Raw genomic sequence first — 23,909 nt, 5'->3', positions numbered from 1 at the left:
TAGTCAGTATCAAAGTCCTAATATCTTTTCCATTTCATCCCAGTTAAATATCTTAAGAGCCTTCTCAATACTCTTAAGCTGCGTAGCGTGGGTCTCAGGAAGTCTGTACTCTCGAAGCTGAGAGATGACCATTTCCACGCCGTCGTAGTCCATCTGGGAAACCTGCTCTTTAAGAGCTTCAAACGCTTCTTCAAGCTCATCCGCAGGGATCTCTGGAAGATCCTTGGTCTCTTCCTTATCCTTTTCTTCAACAAGCCTCTGAAGTCTTGGAACATAAGCCCTGAAGTCCTCAAGAAGTTTATGGATATTGGTCTCGATAAACTCGAGGTCCTCTTTATTTCCAGCATCCTCAAGTCTCTGGCAGAACTGTGAGAGCACGCTGGCTCCGATGATCCTTGCAGAGCTCTTAAGGGCATGAACCTTAACTGTAAAGAGCCTTACGTCTCCGTCATTATATGCATCTTCAAGGACCTTGGCGTTGTCTTCAATGGTCTCTGCAAACATTTTAAGGGATGTAAGGAACTCCTCTGCACCGCCGCAGTTCTTGATTCCCTCAGGAACTGAAACCCCTTCAGTCTGAAGAAGCCAGGTGTACTCGCCCTTAAGCTCATTGTCTGGAGCCTTCTCTTCTTCCTGCGGTGCCTCCTCTGCCTTCATCATGATGTTTTCAGGCAGATGCTTCATGATGGCCTTCTCAACCTGAACAGTGTCTATAGGCTTAGCCAGATATCCGTTAAAGCCCTTGGACTTATAGAAGTCCTCACCTGCAGTTCCGTTGGCTGTAAGAGCATAAACAGGAAGCTCTGGATACTTCTTTCTGATCTGGGCAAGGGTCTCGATTCCGTCCATGCCAGGCATCATGTGGTCAAGAAGTACCACGTTAAAGGTTCCGGTCTTAAGCTTTTCAAGACACTCTTCACCGCTTCCTGCGGTGGTGATGAACATCTTGGTAGGCTTTAAAAGACCTTTTATTACGCTCAGGTTCATCGGATTATCATCAACGACCAGGATGTCAGCGTCAGGAGCAATGAACTTAGGCACATATGGTCCGGTATTTCCTGCATCCTCATCCTCGTGGAAGATTCCTATTCCCTTTTCATCGATTATCTTCTGGGAAAGAGTCAGGATAAACTCACTGCCCTCTCCGTACTCACTCTCGCACCAGAGCTTACCATTCATAAGCTCTGCAAACTGCCTTGAAATATCAAGTCCAAGGCCTGTTCCCTGAATACCGCTGTTCTTTTCCTCATCGAGTCTTTCATAGGCGGAAAAGAGCTTGTCCAGGTCTTCCTTTTTAACTCCGATACCGGTATCTTTTACCGAGATCCTGAGCTTGCAGGAAGTATCAGTTCTTGATGTGACAGAAACCTTAAGAGTAAATCCTCCTTCTTCCGTGTACTTGACCGCATTGGTAAGAAGATTAAGGATTATCTGCTTGATCTTGCCGTCATCGCCGTAAAGGCGCCTTGGGGTTGTCTCATCTATCTCAACGTCAAAGTACAGCTTTTTAGCTTCGCTCCTGACTCTGATCATCTTGATGACAGCGCGAAGAACCGTCTCTACATCGTACTCCTGCTCAACCAGATGCATCTTGCCTGATTCGATCTTGGAAATATCAAGAAGGTCGTTGATGAGTCCAAGCAGGGACTCTGTAGCGCCCTTGATGTCAAGGGCATAGCCCATAACTGACAGGTAGTAGTTGTCAGGTACGTTCTTGCCATCTTCTCTTATGATCATCTCATCCATACCAAGGATGGTGTTGATAGGAGTTCTGATCTCATGGGACATATTTGCAAGGAATCTGGACTTGGCCATGTTGGCTCTCTCCGCTTCTTCCTTGGCTTCCTGGATCTCAAGGTACTGCCTGCTTACGACAGTTCCGTTCATTACACGCCATACGATAACACCAGCGAGAGTAACCAGCATACTTACCATAAGGATCCATACAGCAGTGATCTCAAAGAACCTTGGCTCTTTTCTGATGTCAAAGGTCTCATCTGAGATAATGCTAAGATCCTGATTATCAAGTATCTGAATATGAAGGGTGTGATTGCCGTAGCGAAGCCTTGTGTACTCAAGGTTTGTGAGCTTGTTATGCTCAGCTGTTATACCCTGCTCCACCTCTCCATCAAGGTATACCCTGACCATTGGATTAGTGGTGGTATAATCCAGAACCGCTGGCTTTATCTGTACACGTCCGCCGCCAGCAGGGATCACGTATGATCCGTTCTTCTGAGGAGTAACCCTCTCTCCATCAAAAGTGATCTGGGCAACCTTGGTCATGATAAGTGGTATCTCAGAATAGTAGGTGTCTATATTTACTCTGCTGACTCCGGTCCTTCCGGCAATGTATAGATTGTTGTCATAGTCAAGGAAACTTCTGCCGTTGGCTATCGGAACACTGGTAAGTCCGTTAGCCATGGTATAGAGTCGATACTCTTTGACATTATCAGTTATAAGATCATCTACCTTGGCAAGATAGAGTCCCTGGGATGAAGGAATCCAGCAGTTGTCCTTCCTGTCAAAGAAAATGTCAAAGTTGTTGTTATATGGGAATGTAGTAACAGGCGTAACCACATCGTCCTTGAGGTACTCTATGGAGTTGGAGGTGATGAGCCAGTGTACGTCTCTTCTGATATCTCTTTTGATCATTATGATGACGTCACTTGTAAGACCCTCTTCTATCTTGCTGATCTTCTTTCCGTCTATCAGATACAGGCCATCACCGTCAGATGCAGCAAGTATCCTGCCATCATCTGTTTCGCACACAGACAGGATGACTGTATTGTTAAGTCCATCTTCGCTTCCAATTGTTGATACGATTTTACCGTCCTTGATCACAGCAACGCCATTATTGGTGCCAACCAGGATCTTGCCATCACTGGTCTCGTAGGTACATCTGATATCGTTACTTGGCATTCCTTCTGCAGTGGTAAAGTCGGTTATGGATTTATCTGATCCATAGCATACAAGTCCATGCCTTCCGGTAAATGTGGATATCCACAGATGCCCCTTACTGTCCTTCATCAGGTCTCTTATCCTGTCTTTGCCAATATGGACTGTAAGCATGTTGTTAATGGGTACTTTTGTGGCAGAAACGATCTTAAGTCCTGCGTCAGTTCCCACAAATAAAAGATCGCCATAAAGACATGTGGCATTTACAACCTCATCCTCAAGACCAGCCGCGGCAGTATAATTCTGGAAGCCGTTAGCTATGATCTTCATAACGCCCTGTCTAGAAGAAGCAACCCAGATATTGCCCTGATAGTCAGAAGTCATCATCTCGATGGATGAATGCATTGGGAGGTTATCAAGATTAATATACCTTCCATCTCTGTCAAGGTATCCAAGGGCAGACTCGGATGAAACCCAGATGCGGCCGCAGTCATAGCTAAGCCAGTGGGCATTCTTAACCCCTTTTGTATATACTCTCTTAAGATTTTCTACGTTTTCTCCAAAGGTTCCGTAGTACAGAAACTCCGACTCAGTTCCAAAATAAAGCTTTCCCGGTTTTTTTGGATCAGCAAGGATAGTTGTGACATTGCCAATTCCAAGCTCTCTCCCTGTATAGAAGCTTGAAACCTGTCCCATAGTCAGCCTGAATACTGATCCGCTCTTGGTCTGACCATAAACAGTTCCAAGAGAGTCTGTCACAAGCCTAAGAACTCTTTCGTTGGTAAGCCTTTCATCCTCCACAGGATGCAGGTGCATATCTTCGTCGACATAAGCAACTCCGGCTGTAGATGCTATATAGATATTTCCATAGGCATCCTCAGCAAAGGTTCTTATGGATGAGGACTGAAGTCCGTCATCTTTAGAAAAATGGATGTTTTCATCCCCTGGAAGCAGGACCACTACACCGTTATCATTGGTTCCAACCCAGACTCTTCCCTTGCTGTCTTCAAACATTCCTCTGCCGTTTGTAAGACCAACAGATGCAGGAAGCCTTTCAAATGTTGAGCCATCATATCTTATAATGCCTGCGTAGCCTCCGATCCAGACATATCCGTCTGAAGCTCCAAGGATGCAGTTAGCTTCTGAAGTAGGAAGACCATTTGTGGCGTCATACAAAACTGCCATATATCCAGTGTTTGCAATCTGCCCTGTAGCTGCATATCCACCACCCATAAGTGTATAGGTTGGTGTGTTCTCTTCAGAAGCAGTATTGTCAAAAGAGCTGTCAGCTGTCTCAGCTGCATAGGCAACACAAGTACTTCCTACAAAACATGTAGAAAGCAGCATTGCAGCTATATATACTTTTGCCCTGTTAAAGCGTGTCATATTAAGCAAAACCTCCGCACGAATCTGGCCAAATAACTTTACCTTTCAGGATACTTCCTTAAAATGCCCCTGACTTCTGTAAAGGATTCTTCAAATACTTCAACGCATCTTGGATCAAACTTAATGCCTGAATCTTTTTTGATCTCCTCTAAAGCTTCCTGAGGTGATATTGCATCCTTATATACTCTTGATGAGGTAAGCTCATCAAAGGAATCAGCTATAGCCATGATCCTGGCTGAAAGAGGAATAACTTCTCCGTGAAGTCCGATCGGGAATCCAGATCCATCCCAGTTCTCGTGGTGGTAAGCTGCCATGTTTCTGGCCTCTTTTAAGTAATTCTCACCCTCAACTGTGGAAATGGCATTTTCAAGGATTCTCTTACCAGCCGTGGTGTGGGTCTTCATGATCTCGTTTTCTTCTTCAGTGAGTTTTCCGGGCTTATTTAATATTGCTTCCGGAATCTTAACTTTTCCTATGTCATATAGAGGTGCGGACATCTCAACGTCATTCATGAACTTGTCCGTCATCTTTTCAGGGTAATATCCCTTCCTCTTAAGTCCCTCCAGGATTATCCTTACATACTCCGCAGTCTTCTGAATGTGGGCCTTTGAATCTATGCTCTGGTTTTCAATGATATCCGCCATGGTAACGATAAGACCGCTCTGCATCTTTTCATTGGTCCTTACCAGCATTCGAATACTTCTGATCTGGTCTGCTGTCTGATTGGCCATATCACACACCGCCTTATAGAGCTGCTCAAGCTCATCATCAGTGTGAATATCGATGGACTCAAGATCCTTAACACAGTTATCAAGATTGTCCTGATCTGCAAGATTCTTCATGAAGTTATCAATACTGTTATCAAGTCTTCCAATAGGGTAAACAAGGTGATATGTTGACATCCAGATTCCATAGGCAATGATAAGTGCAAAGAATCCGGAAGAAGCAAGGGCCACTCTTATGGAATAGTTCCTTACGTAGTCATCATAGTTTTCCAGGGAAATATCTGCTCCAACATAATATGACGTAGGATTGCCCTTGTAGTCCATGATAGGTTCATAGGCCGTGATAAAGAAACCGTAGCTGGAGTCAACTTCCTGGGTCTCTATCTCTCTGCCCTTTAGAAAGTCAGGTATCAGCTCCTTGTACTGCTCATCATATTCAAGCTTATCTCCCACAACGCCTTCATTTTGGAAAGCCTCATCTGTATCAAATATCAAATAGCAGGCATCCCGCCTCATCTCAAGTACATAGAGGTACTCAATATCTTCAAACTGCTCCTTTATTGTCAAAAGTTCTTTATTGTACTGAAGATATTTGGCATTGCCATAGTTTGCGACACTCTGCTTATCTAAAAGGAACTTTTCAAAAAAGTTTGTATCAAGAGTTGTAGCTGTATACTGAGCCACATCTGTAACAGTCTTTCTGCCTTCCTGCTTCATGTAATCGTAGTTGGTTCTGGCACTTACTACGCCAATGATCAGGGTAATGGCAAACACAAGGGATACCAGAAGGATTGATACCTTTACCTTAAGGGACATTCTGCCCTCTCTCATGCTGGAGCCAATTTTCCTTATCTCTTCTTTGCTAAGTGGCTTCTGTAACCATCTGCTGTGCTTAAGCTGTGTCTTTATTTTTTCTGGCATGAAGCGATAAGCCAAAAGAGATATAATAACCGACACACTCTTGTCTATGAAGTTAAAGCCGATGACAAGAGCCATAGATGCAAGGAACAAAAGAGTCTTATTGCGTCCCGCCAGGATTCCTGCAGTTTCAGTCACATAAGCGTACTGGGGCTCTCCAAGAAGCAGCCACTGAAAAGCTGTTCCAAGGATTCCGGTAATGATAGCCAGGTCACCAGATGCACATAGTGTCTTCTTTGGATCTATCTTGTCACAAGGAATGTAAGAAGCCCTAAGAGCCACAAATACCCCCAAAAGGGCAAAATAAATGGCATCTATTGAAAAAGTGCTACACGCAAGACTTGTTGCAACAGCAACAGTGATTGCAGGAAGCCCTCCTCCAACAAATGCCATAAAAATAGTGCCTAAAGTATCAAAATAAAGAGGCAGACCAAGAGTTGTGGTCGTATGGCACAGTGCTACGTTCACTCCTATGCAAAGGATACCCAGAATTACTAATCTAATAGTTAGCTTGCTAACTCGTGGCAGACGGATCTTCACTGTACCATGTTCTCCTTTTTGTAATTAAGTTGACGCAATCATACTAATATTATTTTAACACATATTTTGCACACTCTGCCTTCTCTGATATTTTTTGCCAATTCTCCTGTAATAGTGCTTCCGGATACTACCTTTTCCTCTCCGGAATCAGTGGTAACAACGTACTCTGTTACCTTGTAATTGCCCGGATAATAGTCCTTTTTGGCATCAAACTCGTAGATAACTTCTGTCTTTCCAAGAAGCATCGCGCTGGCGCTAAATTTTCCATCCTCTTCTCTTATGAGGTATGAAGGAATTGCTGGCGCAGCTTCAAAGGTAAGCTCTCCATCTTTATAGCTAAATGGTTTCTTTCCAAAGAACATCAGCTTCCACATACTGATAAACTCTATGGTTGATCCTGAAAGTCTTGCTACAAAGCCCTTTCCTCTTATGCTCTTGTCAGGGTTCTTGCTGCTGGCAATAAATGATGAATTCTCCAGTGTACTTCTTCCATAGACATTCTTATCAAGGAATGGAACCGCCATTTTGCCAAAGTCCTCGAAAAACTCAGGGTACAGTCCGCTCCTTATAAGCTCCAGGAGATACTTGTACTCCATATGCATCCAGATTGACTCATTTTCAAGCCACCCGGGAGTAAATGCCCTGCATCTTCCAAGCTCAAAGCTTGAATCCAACAGGGATGAGTTAACCTTGTACATGTTAAGGTCCCTGTCAAAGAGGTCACTGTTCTTAACCTTGCCATAGAGCTCTCTCTTATCCTCTATGCTGCGGTCAAGCTTAAGGTATCTTACCGGACCCTCAAGGAAATCAGGGACAGTCACAAGCTTAAGACTAAGTGGAATGATTCCCTCCCTGGTCTCCTCATACTTATCAACGTCAAAGGTAAAGTATGAAGGGCTGATTCCCTTTCCGATCTCAAGGGCTCTGTCAACGCCCTTATCTATCCTTGCTGCAAAGGTTTCAAGGGCTTTTGCCACGTAGTCCGCTGAAAGCTCTTTGGTCTCTCCGGAGAGATTACCGTAAACTTTAGCTCTGTAGCTCTCCCTGAGCTCATTTCTCTTATTCCAGTTATCAAACTCATCAGTAAAAGAGCTCTCGGCTTCTACGAGCTTATCGATAAATTCCGCTGTCTCTACAGGCACTTCAATGTTCTGTCTATGCTCTTTTGTCCTGTCTATCTCATACCTGATCATCCTAAGGAGCTCATAGGTATCATTCATGGAAGATCCAAGAAGTGCTGGCATTCCGTTAAGGGCATCGTACCAGCCTGGCTTACCGCCATCCATCTCGATTCCCATTCCGCATACGTCGAGAGAGCTGAACTTAACAGCAGATAATATCACCATCTTGGCCATAAGGGACATTTCAACGCTCCTGCCATTTTTATATACAGCAAAAGAGCCTTCTCTTTTCGTATCTCTTTCCCTTAAGAAGTTGTACTGCCTTATGCCGTTTTCTGTCTTAACGTATCTCTCAGACCTTGGAAGAACCTCTTCCTTGCAGTCAAAGGCCGATACAGTGGTATCGAACAAAAGCTCTTTTTCCCTGTCAGGAAAGACCTCAAGATAATCTTCGATAAGGTCAAGGTTGTAGGACCAGTGGTCACTCCAATAGCCTTCGCCAAACTCTGCTCCGCCGGTTTCAACGGCCTTACCCATGATATCCTCAAATCTGTCGTCACATCCCTTATCAAGAAGAGCTGCGTAGAGTTCACCTGGTGTAAATGGCTGTTTAAGCGCTACGCCCTTAAGCTCATCTTCTGAAACCTCATAGCGAAGCTGCTCGATCTTAAGAGGATTGTAACCATCGAGCTGAAGAAGGGAATAAAACATCTTAATGTTTCTAAGACCTACCTTGCTGCTGCCGCTAAAGAAGGTATCACATCTCCTGTTCTGGTTAACATCCCTGAAGTTACCATTTCCCTGGGAGTAATACTCAGGAGACATGGAGAAATAGTTGTAGTCTCTCTCAAGATCTCCGTGCTTTCTTGAGTACACATAGAAAATGTGGCCTGCAAGATCTATAGGGCTTCCGCCTCTAAGGACGTTGTCCATGTAGTTGACTCTTGTGTAGGCGTCAAATACTGGATCTGCGGTACTGGTTGATACAACATCTGTAAGCTCGTCAGTTAATCTGTCTGCCTCAGCAAACTTCTCTTCGAAATAAGCGTTGTCTATTTTCTTGTTAAGGAACTTTGAAAGAACCTCTTTATTTCTGACCTGACCGATGATCTCGTAGATTGTCAGTTCCTGTCCCGGAGCGAGATCTTTTTTGCATGCAAAGAAGCAGCACGGGAACTCATTGGAAAGGTTCTGCTCACTCTTAAGGAGCTCATCAAATCCCTTTGCAATAAAGCCCTCAGGCTTGTTAAGGGAAAGGTCATATTCAAACACGACTCTTGGATCTGCAAGAACTGGGAGCTTATATGTTCCTTCGCTTACCGCAAATCCAAAGTTACCACTGTCCACCTTCTGAATAACTGCAGAATCTTCCATACTTACGCGAACTCTGTAATATGGAACCCTGCTATCCACATCCTCAACCTGCATCCAGGCTTTGGTGGTCTGGGTCATCATCTTAAGACCAAACTGCTCAACTCCGTAAGGAACCATAGCTGGCATACCATCAAGAACTTCAAAGCTTCTGGTCTTATCGCTGTCATTTTTAATGGTAACTACACGAAGGAGCGCTCCGATCTCTTCACCTGGAAGTGTTGTGTAGTCTACGTTTGTAGTGATGCCAAACTCAGCACTCTTATCGCTTATGCCAAAGCCATTCATGTAGATGGTCATGTTCTCTGACTCATTATCAGTGTAGAAGGGCTCAAAAAAGCTGCCATCTATCTTAACAAAGGTCCTGAAACCCGTTCTTTTCACCATCTGATAGGAATTGTGAGCAGGAGAAAACTCCATGATTCCATGATCCTTGTCAGATACTCCAAAGCTTGTAACTGCCTGGCCTCTGTTTACGTAGTAGCACCAGATAGGTATTCCCTTTATTCCTGCTATTCCTGGCAGAAAGCTTGCAAAGGTACTCTTTCTTGAATAGTCGCTAATCTGGTCCTTAACAGTTGTGTTGTGTCTTATCATATATTCCTCCGGGGATAATTATTCAAATCTCAGAATCACATCAAGGATTCTCTTGGCGCTCTTTTCAAGGGTCTGCCTGTCTATAGCGCCCATTTCATAGGCCTTTAATACTCTGTCAGTAAAGCCGCAGCCCATCTTAAGGTCATTACCTGCGTTTATCTCCTTGTAATGCTCAGCTCTGTTCCACCAATCTGATGTGGCAAAGCCCTTAAATCCCCACTCATCTCTAAGGATTCCTGTAAGGAGGTCTGCTGATTCAGATGCCCTCTCTCCGTTTACAGCGTTATAGGAGGACATGATGGTATATGGGTCTGACTCTCTTACAATTATCTCAAAAGCCTTAAGGTAAATCTCTCTTAAAGCTCTCTCAGATACTCTTGAGTCGCTGTGTTTCCTGTTAGTTTCCTTGTTGTTGCAGGCAAAGTGCTTGACGCTTGCTCCAACCTTGTTCTTCTGGATACCACGGACCATGGCTGCTGCCATACGTCCTGTGAGGTATGGATCCTCTGAGTAGTACTCAAAGTTTCTTCCGCACATAGGGCTTCTGTGAATGTTGACTGCTGGGGTAAGCCATACGCAGAGGTTATTCTCCTTAAGCTCCTCTCCTCCTGCAAAGCCTATCTCCTCAGAAAGCTCCTTGTTCCAGGTGCAAGCGATAGAGGTTGCACATGGGAATGCCGTTGTAAGAACTCCTGTGCCTGGCATGATCCTGACTCCAGCTGGTCCATCAGCTGTCTGTGCGTTTGGAACTGCATACTCAGGAAGGTTACCAAATCCAAATACATTTCCAACGCCTGTGTTTGGCTGACCTCCAAGAAGATCTATAAGTCTCTCTACAGGGAGCTGGGAAACAAACTCATCAAGAGTAGCCTTTCCTTCAGCAACATCCAGAAGGGTCTTGGCGCCTTCCTTGTATGGATATGTAAGGTAATGGCTGTCAACAGCTCTGATAACAGGAGTAAGAGCTTCTTCTGTTCCAGGCTCCATCTTTTCAAAGATGCACGCATTGATATCCTTGTGCTTTCCAAGAGGAAGTTCCTCGTAGCTGCCGTCTGATACCATTCTCTGTTTAAGCTCTACAGGAGCAAGCTTATGAGACAGCTCTTTTACCACAACGTTCTCATCAAGGCCGTAGGAGAAATCAATCTTTACGGAATCTCTTACATCAGAGCCTGTATAGAACTCATATACTCCCTTTTCAAGAACATATGCTGCCTCCTTAACCTTGCCAAGATCGTCATAGGAAGCCATCTGGTAGAAGGTAACTGAAAGAGGGATAAGCTCTGACTCGCCTGGTGCAAGCTCCCCTGTCTTGGCAAAATCTGCAAGATTGCGGGAAGGTTTACCAAGAAGTCCATCCGGAGCACTAAAGTAGAGCTGAACTACTTCCTTGCCTGCTACCGTTCCTGTGTTGGTAACCTTAACTGTAAAGGTAAATCCATCTGACATAGCGCCAGCGGATACCACTTCTGTTTCAAAAGAGGTATAGGATAGTCCGTATCCAAAAGGGTAAACCACTTTCTCTTTTGCCCCGTCAATTGTCTCGAAATATCTGTAGCCTACATAGACATCTTCGTTATAGTCCACATAGTCAAAGCTGTCGTGGAAGCCTTTTGTTGAAGGATAGTCAGAAAGCTCCCCTGCAAAGGTATCCACAAGTCTACCGGATGGGCATACCTTTCCAAGAAGGACGTCTGCCGCAGCAAGGCCACCTTCCATTCCAAGCTGTCCCATGTAGATAGCACCTCCAATGGCGTCGTCCTCTGCTATCCACCTGCAGTCGATGATACCGCCTACGTTAAGCACCGCGATGACGTTCTTAAATGAAGCCTTGACCTTGTCTATCATGGCCTGTTCCAATTCAGTTATATAGAAATCTCCCTTAGGGAATACTTTGCCTGAAACCTCAGGCATAGACAGTCCTCTGGGCCATGGATTAAACTCGCCGGTACACTCTATGTTGCTTCTGTCCCAGCTCTCACCAGAGAACCTGTTGATAACTATAAGAGCAGTATCAGTAAAGGAAGCTGCCTCATTATAAAGAGAATCCGGAACCGCAACTTCGCTGGTCATTCCGGGAACCAGTCCCTCCTTGTACTGCTTATCAAGTTCTTCTTTATACAGATCGATCAAAGGCTCAAATACCTTGATGCCCCTTATCTTAAGTCCGTCATAGAGAGAGTGGATGTACTTGCAGTAAACATCACCTGAACCGCCGCCTCCCTTTACGTACTCAAAGCTCGCCTTGCCAAAGAGCGCCAGTGGCTTATCTCCTGAAAGAGGGAGAACGCCGTCATTCTTTAAAAGAACTATTGCTTCGTCAGCAGCTCTTTTTGAAATCTCGATATGGCTCCTGCTGCCAGTTACTCTCTCTCCATCCTCATAAAGTGCGATACCAGGCTGATACTTAAGTCTTGCCCACTTCTCCATTGAATAACCTCCAAAATAAGATCTTAGTGCCAGAACACCGGCAGTGTCGGGCTCTTGGTTGTGAATATCAGATCCTCACACTCTGATACAGGTGCAAAATCTATATTCGAATTTAATATATCTTTCTTGTAAACAGGCACTCCCTCACCATTTAAGAATGCTGCCACAAATTCTTCTATTGTGTTTATGGGGTGGTCAAAGGCAGTTCCACCCATGTCCGGCTGTTCAAAATAGTGAATGTCAGATCCGCCAGTCATCTTAAATCCCCGCTCTTTGCCGTACATATATGCAAGAGCATTCTGGTAATCAGGGTTGGCTGCGTTGTAGCCTTCTATTCCGTCGCAGGCAGATGGAGTGATGTTGATATCTGATAAATACCCTCTCTCCCTGTAGGGATGGGCCTGAAGCATTATGCCACCAGCCTCGTGGACCATCTCATAGACTTTGTTCCTGTCTTCCCTTTCCGTAAAATCAGGATGATCAAGAAGCCACTGCTCGTCGATACCGTAGATCAGGAACTCATCCCCTCTAAAGTTATACTCAACTCCAAAAAGGACCGTGAAATCATCCCCCGCTTTATCAAGAGCATGATGGTAACCACTACAGTATCTCTTTACCCTTTCATCCCAGGGAAGGTTAGCGGGGATACAGGTGTTACCAGTAAAAAAGTGATCCGTAACGATAAACCCGCTGTAGCCAAGGTTCTTCATGTAATCTATATAATCTTCGCCAGGTGTCCTTGAACAGGCGCTGGCCTCTATGGTGTGAAGATGTGTTTCATAAACGTATTTCATATCTGAGATTCTACCACAACTACCTTTTTTAATTCTTTTCTTATTTTGGCCAATTTATTACATCAGGAAATTCCGCAGCATGTCCATTCCATCAGGGGTCATTATGGATTCCGGGTGGAACTGAACACCGTAAACTGGGAAATCTTTGTGCTCAACTGCCATAATCTCGCCGTCGTCAGCAGTAGCCACAACCTTAAGGCATGATGGAAGTGTCTCCTCCTTAAGAGCAAGGGAGTGGTATCTTGCAACCTTAACCCTCTTATCAAGTCCCTTAAAGAGCTTTGACGTATTATCAACTGTGGTCTCTGACTGTTTGCCGTGCATGAGCTTTTTGGCGTGGGATACAGTGCCTCCAAAGGCCTCGCAGATTGCCTGATGTCCAAGACATACTCCAAGGATCTTAATCTCTTTTCCAAGCTCCTTAACTACATCCTCGCAGATTCCGGCATCTGATGGCTTACCAGGGCCAGGTGAGAGGATGATGACTGAAGGCGCCATCTGTCTGATCTCATCTATGGTGCACTCGTCGTTTCTTATGACCTTCATATCAGGCTCGATGGAGCCAATAAGTTGATATAGGTTATATGTAAAGCTGTCGTAGTTATCAATTATCAGAATCATCGCAGGCCTCCTTGATCGCATTCACAACAGCCTTAGCCTTGTTTACGCATTCAGTAAATTCACTTTCAGGAACAGAATCAGCAACCAGTCCCGCTCCGCTTCTTACAAAGACTTTTCCGTTTTTCTTGTAGGCAAGTCTTATGGCGATACAGGTATCGAGGTTTCCAGTAAAGTCTACGTATCCGATGGCTCCGCCGTAGATACCTCTCTTTACGCCTTCAAGCTCATCTATTATCTGGCAGGCTCTGATCTTGGGAGCCCCGGATAATGTTCCGGCTGGAAGGACAGCATCGATTGCATCTATAGCAGACCTGTCATCACGAAGCTTTCCCTTAACTGATGATCCAATATGCATAACATGGGAGTATCTTTCAACCACCATGTATTTCTCAACTTCTACAGAGCCAAATTCGCACAGCTTACCAAGGTCGTTTCTTCCAAGGTCCACAAGCATGTTGTGCTCAGCCCGTTCTTTCTCGTCAGCCAGAAGCTCTTTTTCAAGAGCAAGGTCCTCCTCGAGGGTAGCACCTCTTGGCCTTGTGCCGGCAAGCGGGAATGTCCTTATAACTCCGTCCTCAACTTTAACAAGGGTCTCCGGGGAAGCACCTGCGATCTCTGTATCTCCTGAAAAATAGAACATGTAAGGGGATGGATTGGTGGTCCTAAGGATCCTGTAGGTATCAAAAAGGCTTCCCTCAAAATCAGCTTCCATGGGATTTGATAAAACAAGCTGGAAGATATCACCTTCTACGATATGCTCCTTGACCTTATCAACCTTCCTGCAGTACTCCTCCTTAGGGAAAAGAGGCTGTATCTCCGATTTAAGCTTACCCTTAGGGATCTCCATCATCTGCCCGTTAAGGATAAGGTCCTCCATCTTAGCTATATTGCTAATCGCAACCTCATAGGCATCAGTGATATCTCTTTCAAAAGATGCACCCTCTGTATTCTCAGGGACCTTAACGTTTGATATAAGAAGGATCTTCTGCTTCAGGTTGTCAAAGCAGATAAGGCTCTCAAAGAGCATCAGATCAAAGTCAGAAAAATCGTGCTCATTTTTCGCATAAAAATGCAATGAGGGTTCAGCATACTGCATGTAGTCGTAGGAAAAGTATCCAACAAGCCCTCCAGTAAAGGTCGGGGCATCAGGAAGCTTTGGAGCCCTGTTCTTATCAACCAGTTCCCTTATGTAGTCACTTGGGTTATCAATGGTAAAGGTCTCTTCTTTTCCGCAGTCATAGGTAACTGTCATCTCCTGGCCGCGGCCTGACAGCTGCATTGTGGGATTATATCCAAGAAAAGAATATCTTCCCCACTGTCTTGAATCTTCCACACTTTCAAGAAGGAAGCAGTGATTGCTCACATTCTTGAGTTTCCTCATGACCTGAACCGGCGTTGCCACGTCAGAGAGGATGTCCTTCATAATTGGAATCAGGCGGTATTTCCCCGTTTTTGCCAATTCCTTGACTTCACAAAATGGTGTTGTTGCCATAGCTCTCCCCTTATAATTATGCGTTTTTTGTCCTAATAGTCTTTATTGTATAAAAATGCTCCCTGCAAAGCAACAACTCTTTGCCGGGAGCCTTGTTTGTCTATGAATTATTAGAGTTTACCATTCCCTGCTAAAGATCTCTTCATGCCAGAACTTGTTCTGAAGCTCGTTCTTGGTGCAGAGCTTTGCCAGATAATTACCAACCATCAGGTTACCCATGACTTTATTGGCCTTTTCATAGAGCTCTTCTGTATCAATACCTGAGAGGATCATTACCTTTCCAAGCTGATTGATCATGGTGGTCCTGTTCTTTAGGATTATGTCTTCCTGTCCGGTATGAACTGTCTCATAGTGCTTTCGTACATTTATGGAAACGCCGTCGAACTTGGCTACGATTCTGCTGTCAAGACCAAGAAGTCCTGCGTCATCTGTTGCAAGAACAAATGGAATCTCCATCTTCTGGAATTCATCAATAATGTATTCAAGTTCATCCTGAGCCTGCATGGCTATTGTGTCACTTACGTCAAAGACAAGGAAGGATGGATCGATAACATATTTATCCAGGCACTCCCTTACTCTCTTAATAAGCTCATGAGTAAGAACCTGAACTGACATGATGTGAATAACAAGATTCACATCTCCTACTCCGCTGCGAGACAGGCCATCTCTTATAAAGGCACAGACAGAATCGATCATTCTAAACTCAAGCTCTGTTACAAATCCAGAATTCTCTGCAACTGACATAAACTCTGCAAAGCTTATGTTCTGTGCTTCCAGTTCCTTAAGAGTAAGGAAAGCCTCTGCGGAAGATATCTTGTGAGAATTCTTGTCATAAACAGGCTGGTACATTACAAGGAAACTGTTATCTGCCATACCCTTGGTGATAGCTTTCTCAATAGCGATCTTCCTTAGGATGAAATCAAGGTCATCTCCCTCAAATACCATCTTATCGGTATTTTCAAGCTCTGCTTCAGCAAGAAGAAGTACGTCGCTGGCATCCTGAAGCTCATCAGGGCACTTTGCGCAGAGAACCTTTATCTTAACATTGGCGATACCGCCTGCTGCCGAAAAACCAAGCTTAAATCTCTCTTCGATCTTAACAAGGATTCCATCGATGATATCCTTGTTGGCTTCCGGACATACCAGGAAGAAGTTTCCTCCGGTAGACCTGTAAGCATCGTATCTGGTATCAAGCTTCTCCAGAAAGTCTGCAATCTCAGCCATAAGAGCATCATAGCCCTCATGACCTACTACTCTTCTGTACATATCATCGTTCATGACTCTTACACAGACTACGTAGAAATCTCTTTTAACATTAAAGTATACGTTCATGTCGTGCAAAAGAGCTGATTTATTATATGCATTGGTCCTATAGTCCAGTCTGTAGTCATCTCTTTCTATCATGATCATAAGACCCATAAGACCAAGCGCTTCACCCATGAGCTCGCAAACTACAGCAGGGAACACCATCTGGATAATGGTTGCACTGGTTGCAAGGAACATAAAGTAGAACATGGCTATCTGCTGGAGGCCGTTCATGGAATGCCAGAAGCGCTTAAGCAGATAAACACAGAAAACAACGTAAGCAATACATACGGCGTAAGCTATATAGACGCCAATCCCTCTTCCGTAGTTAAGATCCTGATCATAATAAAAATACAGGTGCGTAAGAGGATTTGATATTACCAAAATCTCAAGAAGTAAAAATGGAGTAAGGAAAAGCAAGAGCTTTTGGCGGCTTAATTTGTGGAATACTTCGCACACCACGATGATGTAGATACAAAATACCGGGATCAGTGCGATGTGGGTAATGTAATAGATAAACTTACATGCATAGGTGATGGCAAGCCTTGCAATAAACGGAAGGCTCGATGGTGTGACGTAGGTGGAAATAAAGCCTGTGGTGCAGTTAATGAAGATAATTGAGAGCATGGTAATGAAAAGGCGGCTGCGAAGACGTTTCTTATTGAGTCTTCGCATAACTGCCGTGTAGAAAATGCACGTCACGCAGATCAGCGCTGCAGCTATTCTAAATGATAATCCACCTATCAGAGTATTGCTCATTTGTCGCTCTTTCTTGATTTGAAGAATGCATCCAAAGTAGCAAGGAGCTTGTCTTTGGAAATTGATTTAAGCAGGTAATCTACTGGTTTTAATGAGATAACGTTGGTAACACTTTCCCTGTCGTTTTTGCCCGTAAGGAACATTACAGGAGTTGAGTTTGAGAAGGACTCACTCTTTAGCATCTCCATGACCTTTGGCCCGTCTAAAACCGGCATGTCATAGTCAAGAAGGATAAGATCCGCCTTGTTGGTGGCAAGCCACGCCACCGCCTGGGTTCCGGAGTTAGCCATTCCGACTCTGTAGGTATCCTTTAGCCACTCCCTTATCATCTGAAGGAAGGTAAGGTCATCGTCAACCACAAGGATGCATTTTCTTCTTTGCATCTCAAACTCGTCGTCTGTAGCAATCATGATCTTGCTCATAAGGTCCGTCATATCAAGAGGCCTTGTTATCTCAAATGCCACATCCTCTTTTGGAATGTAATGATGCACCAAATCAAAAGCCGGCTTATCGCCGATGACCATCATGATGATATTCTCTTCCATGCTAAGATCCTTAAAGAAGACCATGGCATCACGATGCTCCTCAAATTCCGTATCAGTGTACAGAACAATGAGGTTTGCGCCGCTCTTCTTGCTGGACAGATCAGCTATTGAGTAGGTGGATTCAATCACCTGATACTTAGCTGCTATCATGGCGTTCTTGATGGCATTTACAAGGAAGGTCTCTTCATTTCTTACAAGCAAAATCTTTTTGTTAAACATATCTTACTCCTTGAGCCCTTTAAGGCCCTGAGACGAGAGCTCTGTTATTTCATCCCATTTAAGCTTATATGCTCTGTCTCCAATCTTCTTGATAAGTTCTTTGTCTTCAGGTCTAAGTCTGTATTTCTTTAGTGAATCAAGAATAAAGGTAAGTGTGTCATAGTCAAGAGACTTACTGACTTCAATGATAGTCTGATATGCATCTATCATCTGAGGCACACTTATTTGTTCCTTGTTGATGTCACTCATATCCTCAGTGGCATCTTCATCAAAATCAGGAATCTTTGACAGGGAATAGATAACTATTGAATGCAGGTTCAAAAGCTCATTGTGGAATTCTTCAATAGTTTCAACATCTCCGTCGTTACCTGCTTTTTCAAGCATCTCAGAGAGCTTCGACAGCTCTTTTGCCCCGATGGTCCTGCTGGTACTCTTTAATGAGTGTACGTAGCTGGTGTAATCCTTGATGTTCTTGGTATCGTAGGCTGTCTCAATGTTGTCCCTTGTCATATCTGCTGATTCGTAATAAACCTTAAGGATGCTCAGGTAACTGTCAACACTTCCGCAGTTCTTAAGTCCTTCCGTGACATCAACCTTTTCAAGGTTCATAAGGTAATCAGGGATCTTTTCATCGTCGGTACTCTGCGCCGCTTTAGCACTTTCATCCTCATCAGACATTGTGATCTCCACCTTGTCCTTTGGAAGATACTTGATCAGAGTCTCTTCAAGCTTGTCACTTTCAATAGGCTTACTTAAGTAATCATCAAAGCCTTCCCTGAGGAAATTCTCTCTTGCTCCTGAAATGGCATTGGCCGTAAGAACGATAACGGGAGTTTCATAGTTTGGAGAATCCACATCCTTCTTCATGGCAGAAAGTGTTTCAATTCCATCCATTCCGGGCATTCTATAGTCAAGAAGGATAATGTCGTACTTCTTGCCGTGCTGCTTTTCAAGGCACTCAAGGCCGCTTCTTGCAGACTCTATCTTAAGAAGCGTGTGCTTTAAGAGCTCTCTTATTACTACGTGGTTCATTGGAGTATCGTCTACTACAAGAGCCGTAGCTTTTGGAGCTGTAAATTTCTCCTTGTAGGTCTTTCTCTCCTTTAAGGATTCCTGAAGTCTTGTCTTAAAGTCACCGATCGGTGCATCATTTACGATCTTCTGTGGAAGGGTCATCTTAAATACTGAACCCTTTCCATACTCACTGTGAACACCTATGGTTCCGCCCATGAGTTCAAGAAGCGACGATGTGATAGCAAGGCCAAGGCCGCTTCCCTCAACGGTCTTATTCTTATCAATATCAAGTCTCTTAAACTTATCGAACAGAGAATCTATATCCTCTGGCTTTATTCCAATACCGGTGTCGATGACATCGATCCTTAGGAGAATGCTGTCATTAAAGGTTCTCTCGCCCTTTATCTTAAGGGTGACACTTCCCTTTGATGTATATTTGATGGCATTATTAAGGACATTTACTATGATCTGACGAAGTCTCATCTCATCGCCAAGCATTCTGTCCGGGATCGTCTCATCAACATCAAATATCAGATCGATGACCTTTTGCTCAGCTTTGATATGCACCATGTTAAAGATGTCGTTAAGTATGGTACTGAGGTCATAGGCAGCCTCGTGGATCTCCATGCTGCCGGATTCGATCTTGGAGAAGTCAAGGATATCATTTATAAGGGACAAAAGAGTTCTTCCTGCCCCTTCAATGTTCTGGGCATATTCAAGGATCTTCTCATCCTTACATTCGCGAAGGATAACTTCATTCATGCCAAGAACAGCATTGATAGGAGTTCTGATCTCGTGGGACATATTGGCAAGGAAATTACTCTTAGCGTCATTGGCAGCCTTAGCTCTTCTCTCCTCCATCTTGGCAAGCTCTGTTGCACGAAGGATAGCGATAAACTCTGTTTTGCTAACCGGCTCAGAGAAATAACTTCCCTTCAGGTAGTCAGGCTTTATGACAGCTGTGCTGTTCATGATCTCCTGAGAATCTATATGGTCGAGGAAAACTTTTTTACCCATCTGGCTCATCATCTTAAGTCTGTTCTCTAAGATGATCCTGTTCTGCCTCTGGTCTTCTGACTTACTTAGAAGCCGCGCATCCATCTTGACACCTTCAAAGATAAGGGAGGATGCAGACTGCATGTTAAAGAATCCTGTACCATACTCATCCATAAAGAATCTGACGCCATCTTCACTGAGGTCCTGCATGATGTTTTCGTGGACATCCTGATCTGTTGCAGCTGCAGATTCTGTGATATCGAATACTATCTGATTTGGCAAAATGCCGTGCTCTTCCATGAGGGTTCTGGTATTTTCTACGAAATCTGATTTAATGAGCTGAACTGATGAGAGTCCGATCTCAATAAACTCAAGGCCCATCTCCTGCGTCATACCGCCAAGGAAATACATAGCCTCATCCATCATGAACCAGCCAAGGTTTTCGATCATACCGGTCTGTTCCGCAATTGGGATAAACTCTGAAGCATCAATTTCTCCAAGACGGCTGTCCTCAAACTTAAGGAGGGCCTGTGCTCCACAGATTGAAAGATCCTCTTTTTTATAGATAGGCTCAAAGTAAACCCTGAAAGTCTTTTCCTTGATTCCACGCCTTACTGCGTTTTCAACCTCTCCTCTTCTAAGAAGGAAGTTGAGGTCATCTCCCATAAGGACCTTATCTTCTGATACTTCAAAGTTTGAATCAGAAAGCAAGAAAATCTGATCCAGGGATGAAAACTGTTCAGGGCACTGACAAAGAAGGACGTTGGTCTTAAGATGAAGTCTGTTTCCTAATGTTGCCCAGTCGCCGTGGGCTTTTTCATAGAGGGTATAGGCGATAGATTTCGCCTCATCCAGTCCCATATCAGCACAAAGGACCATAATACTGTCCGCCGAAGACCTGTAAACGTCTATCTTGTTATTTAAGTTTCCTGCATAGTTAACAGCTGTAGTAAGAACCTTTTCAAATGCCTCATAACCGGTTATCTTTCTGAAGACATCCGCATTCTCAATCCTTATACAGATGACGCAGAATTTTCTGCCATATTTAAAGTAGCTGGATACATCTTTGGTAAATGCGTTTCTGTTAAAAGCTCCTGTCGGGGTATCGACTCTGTCGTCGTCATTTTCAAGAACTATCATGATGCCCATAAAGCCTATGGCTTCACACATAAGCTCACATTTAACATCAATGAAGAACATCTGGATAGCTGTTCCAGCCAGAACAATGACAAAGAAATACAAAAGGGCGACCTTCTTCAGGCCATTTAATGTATTCCAGTACAGGAAAAGAGCTACGATTGCAAAGAGAATGTAAAATGCAGCCTGAATATAGGCAAGATATACTCCAAAATGCCTGTGGAGCACCAGATCGTAATCATAGGTATAAACAAGATTGGTAAAGGGATTGATAAGAACTAAGAGCTCCAGAATGTAGAAAGGCATGACAATAATAAGCCTCGACTTTTCTGGAAATCTGTAAGAGACATTACATACAAGAATAATATACAGCGCAAAGAAAGGCGCAATGGCATAGTGGGTAAAATAGTAGAGGAACTGAAGGATGTTGGCTAAAATGAGCTTGCTGTCAACCGCAAGCTCACTGTTTAGCATCACATCTCCGACTACTACTGTAAGAGCATTGAGAATGATTATTATTAAGTTTGCTATAAAAAGCTTATTCTTTATCCTGAGCTTACGCCGCATTATCAGAGTGTAGAAAAGACATGTTACGGCGATTATTACGGCTGCAAGATTAAAGGTAATAGCATTTCCTATGCCGTTAGCAATACTCATAGACCGCCCTCATGGTACCAGATCAAAAGCCATATTATGCAGGAATAAGATCTCTATACCATCTAAGTGCTCCAAGGTATGCTGTATAGATCTTGTCCATATCTATACCTGAAAGGACAAGAAGTCTTGAAACCTCGTTCCAGTCTGCATCCTCATAGCATTTGATAAACTCAAGTACCTTGGCGAAGTCGCCTTTATTTTCCAAAAGAGCGTCAGTTACGTTCTTGGATAGCTGAACCATCTTAAGAGCTTCTTCCATTGGTTTTTCAAGCATGATATCAAGAGCTGAGAACAGTCCCATGATGAACAGCTCAGGCGCCTGCATTGCAAGTTCGAAGTCACTTGCCAGGTTTTCGGCAAACTTAGCTCTTATCATTACAAGTCTTACGATCTCACTTGGTCTGTCTGCACACAGCTCTTTTGTAACGGCTGTGTTGATCCATCTCTTAAGTTCCTTCTGACCAAGCATCGCAGCTGCGTGTCTGATAGAAGTGATCTCAGAATTAAGGGCCATTCTGTTTACTATTTCTAAAAGAGAAATTACAAGAGCAGGGTCTTTTCCAATGACATCTGCTGCATCTGTAAGGTCAAAGTCAGGAGCGTTAACAACGTTAAGAAGCTCTATATAGTTGACCTTAAGAGGGCTTACCTCTTTATCAGAACGGCTTACAGGCATTCTGAAGAATTTTCCTTCATAGAAGTCATAGCCGCCGTCCTTAACAAGTTCCTCATACTGCTCCTGAGTATCTACGTTAACTGCGCAGAGCTTGATAGCAGGATAGAGTTTCTTGAAATAGATCTTGGCCTTGGAGATATCGATCTTGGTGTGGTCAAGAAGAATGTAATCACACTTTGCAATGATCTCCTTGTATGGTTCGAAGCTGCTGATGGGGAGCTTTCTGATGGCTATCTTGTAGCCCTGGTCCTTAAGCTCTCTTACCCTCTTAACAGCCATTTCGTCGGGTTGTATTGAGTTATCCAAAAGAAGCACTACCTTGTTTGCAGGTACAGTGCACTGAAGGGATATTTCTGCGAAAAGCGAGAACTGATTGATCGGTACAAAGACTTCCTTGCCGCCGGTGAGCATGGACACACCCATCATGCTGACAACATCGAGTTCGTAAACTGTTGCAGCTCCGTCAAATCTTTGACCACCCATGCGCTCTGGGTTTAAAAAGAGATTTTCTTTGCGCGCAAATATTGAATATGCGCACACTGACATTTTGTCATCAAAAAGAGGTATCAACGTAGCAAGCATAAATTTCTCCTTTCAACTAGTGCAAAGACAAACTCCCACTTATCTATATTGTACCTCTAAATATTGATTTAACCAATAAAAATCTTATTAAATTCCGACAACGGGATTCCAGCAGAAAATAGCTGAAGATCACACGGTTTTGTCGATGATAAACTTAGGTCTTCCCTTTACCTCTTCATATATCTTGGAGATGTAAAAACCTATAACGCCAAGCCCGAACATAATGAATGATCCGGTAAAGCACTGCAGGATAATAACTGTAGTAAAACCTGGCTGAGCAGTTCCCTGGAAGAACCTCACGATCGCCTCGATACTTGTGGCAAGACCTACGATGAACACTATAACTCCAAGAAGTGTCACAAGCTGCATAGGCGCTGAAGTAAAGGATGTGATGTTGGTAACTGCATATTTGATAAGAGATCTGGTGCTCCACTTGGAAGTGCCAACTTCTCTTTCTCTTACATCGTATTCAACCTCGGTGGACTTAAATCCTATCCATGAGGAAAGAGCTCTGAAGAAGGCATTCTTTTCGTTCATGTTAAGGAGAACGTTAATAGCCTTTCTGTCAAGGAGCTTAAAATCTGAAGCTCTGGACATATCAAAGCCAACGGCGTTGGACATGATCTCGTAGAAGCTCTTGGCAGCGAACTTGTGCAGTCCACTCTCTTTTCCTCTGCTGCTCTTAACTCCCTCGATGATCTCAAAGCCCTGTTCCCAAAGCCTGTACATCTCTACGATCTTTTCCGGTGGATGCTGAAGGTCACAGTCAATTACAACACAGCAGTCCCCAGAAGCCTTGGATAGACCCGCGAAGATCGCTGACTCTTTTCCAAAGTTCCTTGAAAAACTAACGCCCTTAACACTTCTGCTAGTGCTGGCTGCCTCTTCTATTTTCTCCCAGGTACTGTCCTTGGAACCGTCATTTACAAATAAAAGCTCATGATCAATATGAGCTTCACACAAAATTCCGTCTATAACTGAAACAGTTTTGGGTATCATCTGCTCTTCGTTGTAAGCAGGAATAATCACTGAAAGCACTGATAGCGCGCTCCTTTCGTGCTTGATAAAAGTCCTTGCACATTATATCATAGATAGTAAGGTATTTCTACAAACATCATATCAGGGGGGA

12 protein-coding genes are annotated in these 23,909 nt (G+C 43.9%); all 12 read right to left on the bottom strand.

Annotated elements, in window-relative coordinates; translation table 11 throughout:
- Positions 1-9: 9 nt before the first annotated feature.
- Positions 10-4,281, bottom strand: a complete 4,272-nt coding sequence (locus tag D6855_RS01875) for a hybrid sensor histidine kinase/response regulator (RefSeq protein ID WP_120737459.1) — start codon at positions 4,279-4,281, stop codon at positions 10-12.
- Positions 4,282-4,319: 38 nt separating this feature from the next.
- Positions 4,320-6,464: an HD domain-containing phosphohydrolase gene (locus D6855_RS01870; protein WP_158589442.1), complete on the bottom strand. Its 2,145-nt coding sequence runs from the start codon at positions 6,462-6,464 to the stop codon at positions 4,320-4,322.
- A 38-nt stretch (positions 6,465-6,502) separates the two neighbouring features.
- Positions 6,503-9,553 (bottom strand): hypothetical protein, encoded by a 3,051-nt coding sequence (locus D6855_RS01865; RefSeq protein WP_199712388.1) that lies wholly within the window; start codon positions 9,551-9,553, stop codon positions 6,503-6,505.
- An 18-nt stretch (positions 9,554-9,571) separates the two neighbouring features.
- Positions 9,572-11,983 carry a glycoside hydrolase family 3 N-terminal domain-containing protein gene (locus D6855_RS01860; protein ID WP_120737455.1) on the bottom strand — a complete coding sequence of 804 codons (2,412 nt, stop codon included), beginning with the start codon at positions 11,981-11,983 and terminating at the stop codon, positions 9,572-9,574.
- 23 nt (positions 11,984-12,006) lie between these two features.
- A complete protein-coding gene (locus D6855_RS01855; protein ID WP_120737453.1) occupies positions 12,007-12,777 on the bottom strand; it encodes a PHP domain-containing protein in 771 nt (256 codons plus the stop codon).
- A 57-nt stretch (positions 12,778-12,834) separates the two neighbouring features.
- Positions 12,835-13,398, bottom strand: coding sequence for an anthranilate synthase component II (locus tag D6855_RS01850; protein WP_120737451.1), 564 nt, complete (start codon positions 13,396-13,398; stop codon positions 12,835-12,837).
- Positions 13,382-14,890 (bottom strand): anthranilate synthase component I, encoded by a 1,509-nt coding sequence (gene trpE / locus D6855_RS01845; RefSeq protein WP_120737449.1) that lies wholly within the window; start codon positions 14,888-14,890, stop codon positions 13,382-13,384. Before trpE ends, D6855_RS01850 begins: the two co-directional genes overlap by 17 nt.
- 117 nt (positions 14,891-15,007) lie before the next feature.
- On the bottom strand, positions 15,008-16,954 hold the full coding sequence (locus tag D6855_RS01840) for an EAL domain-containing protein (RefSeq protein ID WP_120737447.1): 1,947 nt from the start codon (positions 16,952-16,954) through the stop codon (positions 15,008-15,010).
- Positions 16,951-17,718 carry a response regulator gene (locus D6855_RS01835; RefSeq protein ID WP_120737445.1) on the bottom strand — a complete coding sequence of 256 codons (768 nt, stop codon included), beginning with the start codon at positions 17,716-17,718 and terminating at the stop codon, positions 16,951-16,953. Before D6855_RS01835 ends, D6855_RS01840 begins: the two co-directional genes overlap by 4 nt.
- A gap of 3 nt (positions 17,719-17,721) precedes the next feature.
- A complete protein-coding gene (locus D6855_RS01830) occupies positions 17,722-21,522 on the bottom strand; it encodes an EAL domain-containing protein (RefSeq protein WP_120737443.1) in 3,801 nt (1,266 codons plus the stop codon).
- Positions 21,523-21,556: 34 nt separating this feature from the next.
- A complete protein-coding gene (locus D6855_RS01825) occupies positions 21,557-22,780 on the bottom strand; it encodes an EAL and HDOD domain-containing protein (RefSeq protein ID WP_120737441.1) in 1,224 nt (407 codons plus the stop codon).
- A gap of 129 nt (positions 22,781-22,909) precedes the next feature.
- Positions 22,910-23,818, bottom strand: coding sequence for a glycosyltransferase family 2 protein (locus D6855_RS01820; protein WP_256372296.1), 909 nt, complete (start codon positions 23,816-23,818; stop codon positions 22,910-22,912).
- Positions 23,819-23,909 lie beyond the last annotated feature (91 nt).

Origin of the sequence: Butyrivibrio sp. CB08 (assembly GCF_003625485.1) — a bacterium.
Taxonomy (GTDB): domain Bacteria; phylum Bacillota; class Clostridia; order Lachnospirales; family Lachnospiraceae; genus Butyrivibrio.
Note: the sequence above shows the minus strand (reverse complement) of the source record. Positions and strands in the feature narration are given on the sequence as shown.

Coding starts and splice junctions, on each gene's coding strand:
- D6855_RS01855 (WP_120737453.1), bottom strand. CDS start 12,777: ATGAAATACGTTTATGAAACACATCTTCACACCATAGAGGCCAGCGCC.
- D6855_RS01835 (WP_120737445.1), bottom strand. CDS start 17,718: ATGTTTAACAAAAAGATTTTGCTTGTAAGAAATGAAGAGACCTTCCTT.
- D6855_RS01840 (WP_120737447.1), bottom strand. CDS start 16,954: ATGAGCAATACTCTGATAGGTGGATTATCATTTAGAATAGCTGCAGCG.
- trpE (WP_120737449.1), bottom strand. CDS start 14,890: ATGGCAACAACACCATTTTGTGAAGTCAAGGAATTGGCAAAAACGGGG.
- D6855_RS01865 (WP_199712388.1), bottom strand. CDS start 9,553: ATGATAAGACACAACACAACTGTTAAGGACCAGATTAGCGACTATTCA.
- D6855_RS01850 (WP_120737451.1), bottom strand. CDS start 13,398: ATGATTCTGATAATTGATAACTACGACAGCTTTACATATAACCTATAT.
- D6855_RS01875 (WP_120737459.1), bottom strand. CDS start 4,281: ATGACACGCTTTAACAGGGCAAAAGTATATATAGCTGCAATGCTGCTT.
- D6855_RS01825 (WP_120737441.1), bottom strand. CDS start 22,780: ATGCTTGCTACGTTGATACCTCTTTTTGATGACAAAATGTCAGTGTGC.
- D6855_RS01830 (WP_120737443.1), bottom strand. CDS start 21,522: ATGAGTATTGCTAACGGCATAGGAAATGCTATTACCTTTAATCTTGCA.
- D6855_RS01860 (WP_120737455.1), bottom strand. CDS start 11,983: ATGGAGAAGTGGGCAAGACTTAAGTATCAGCCTGGTATCGCACTTTAT.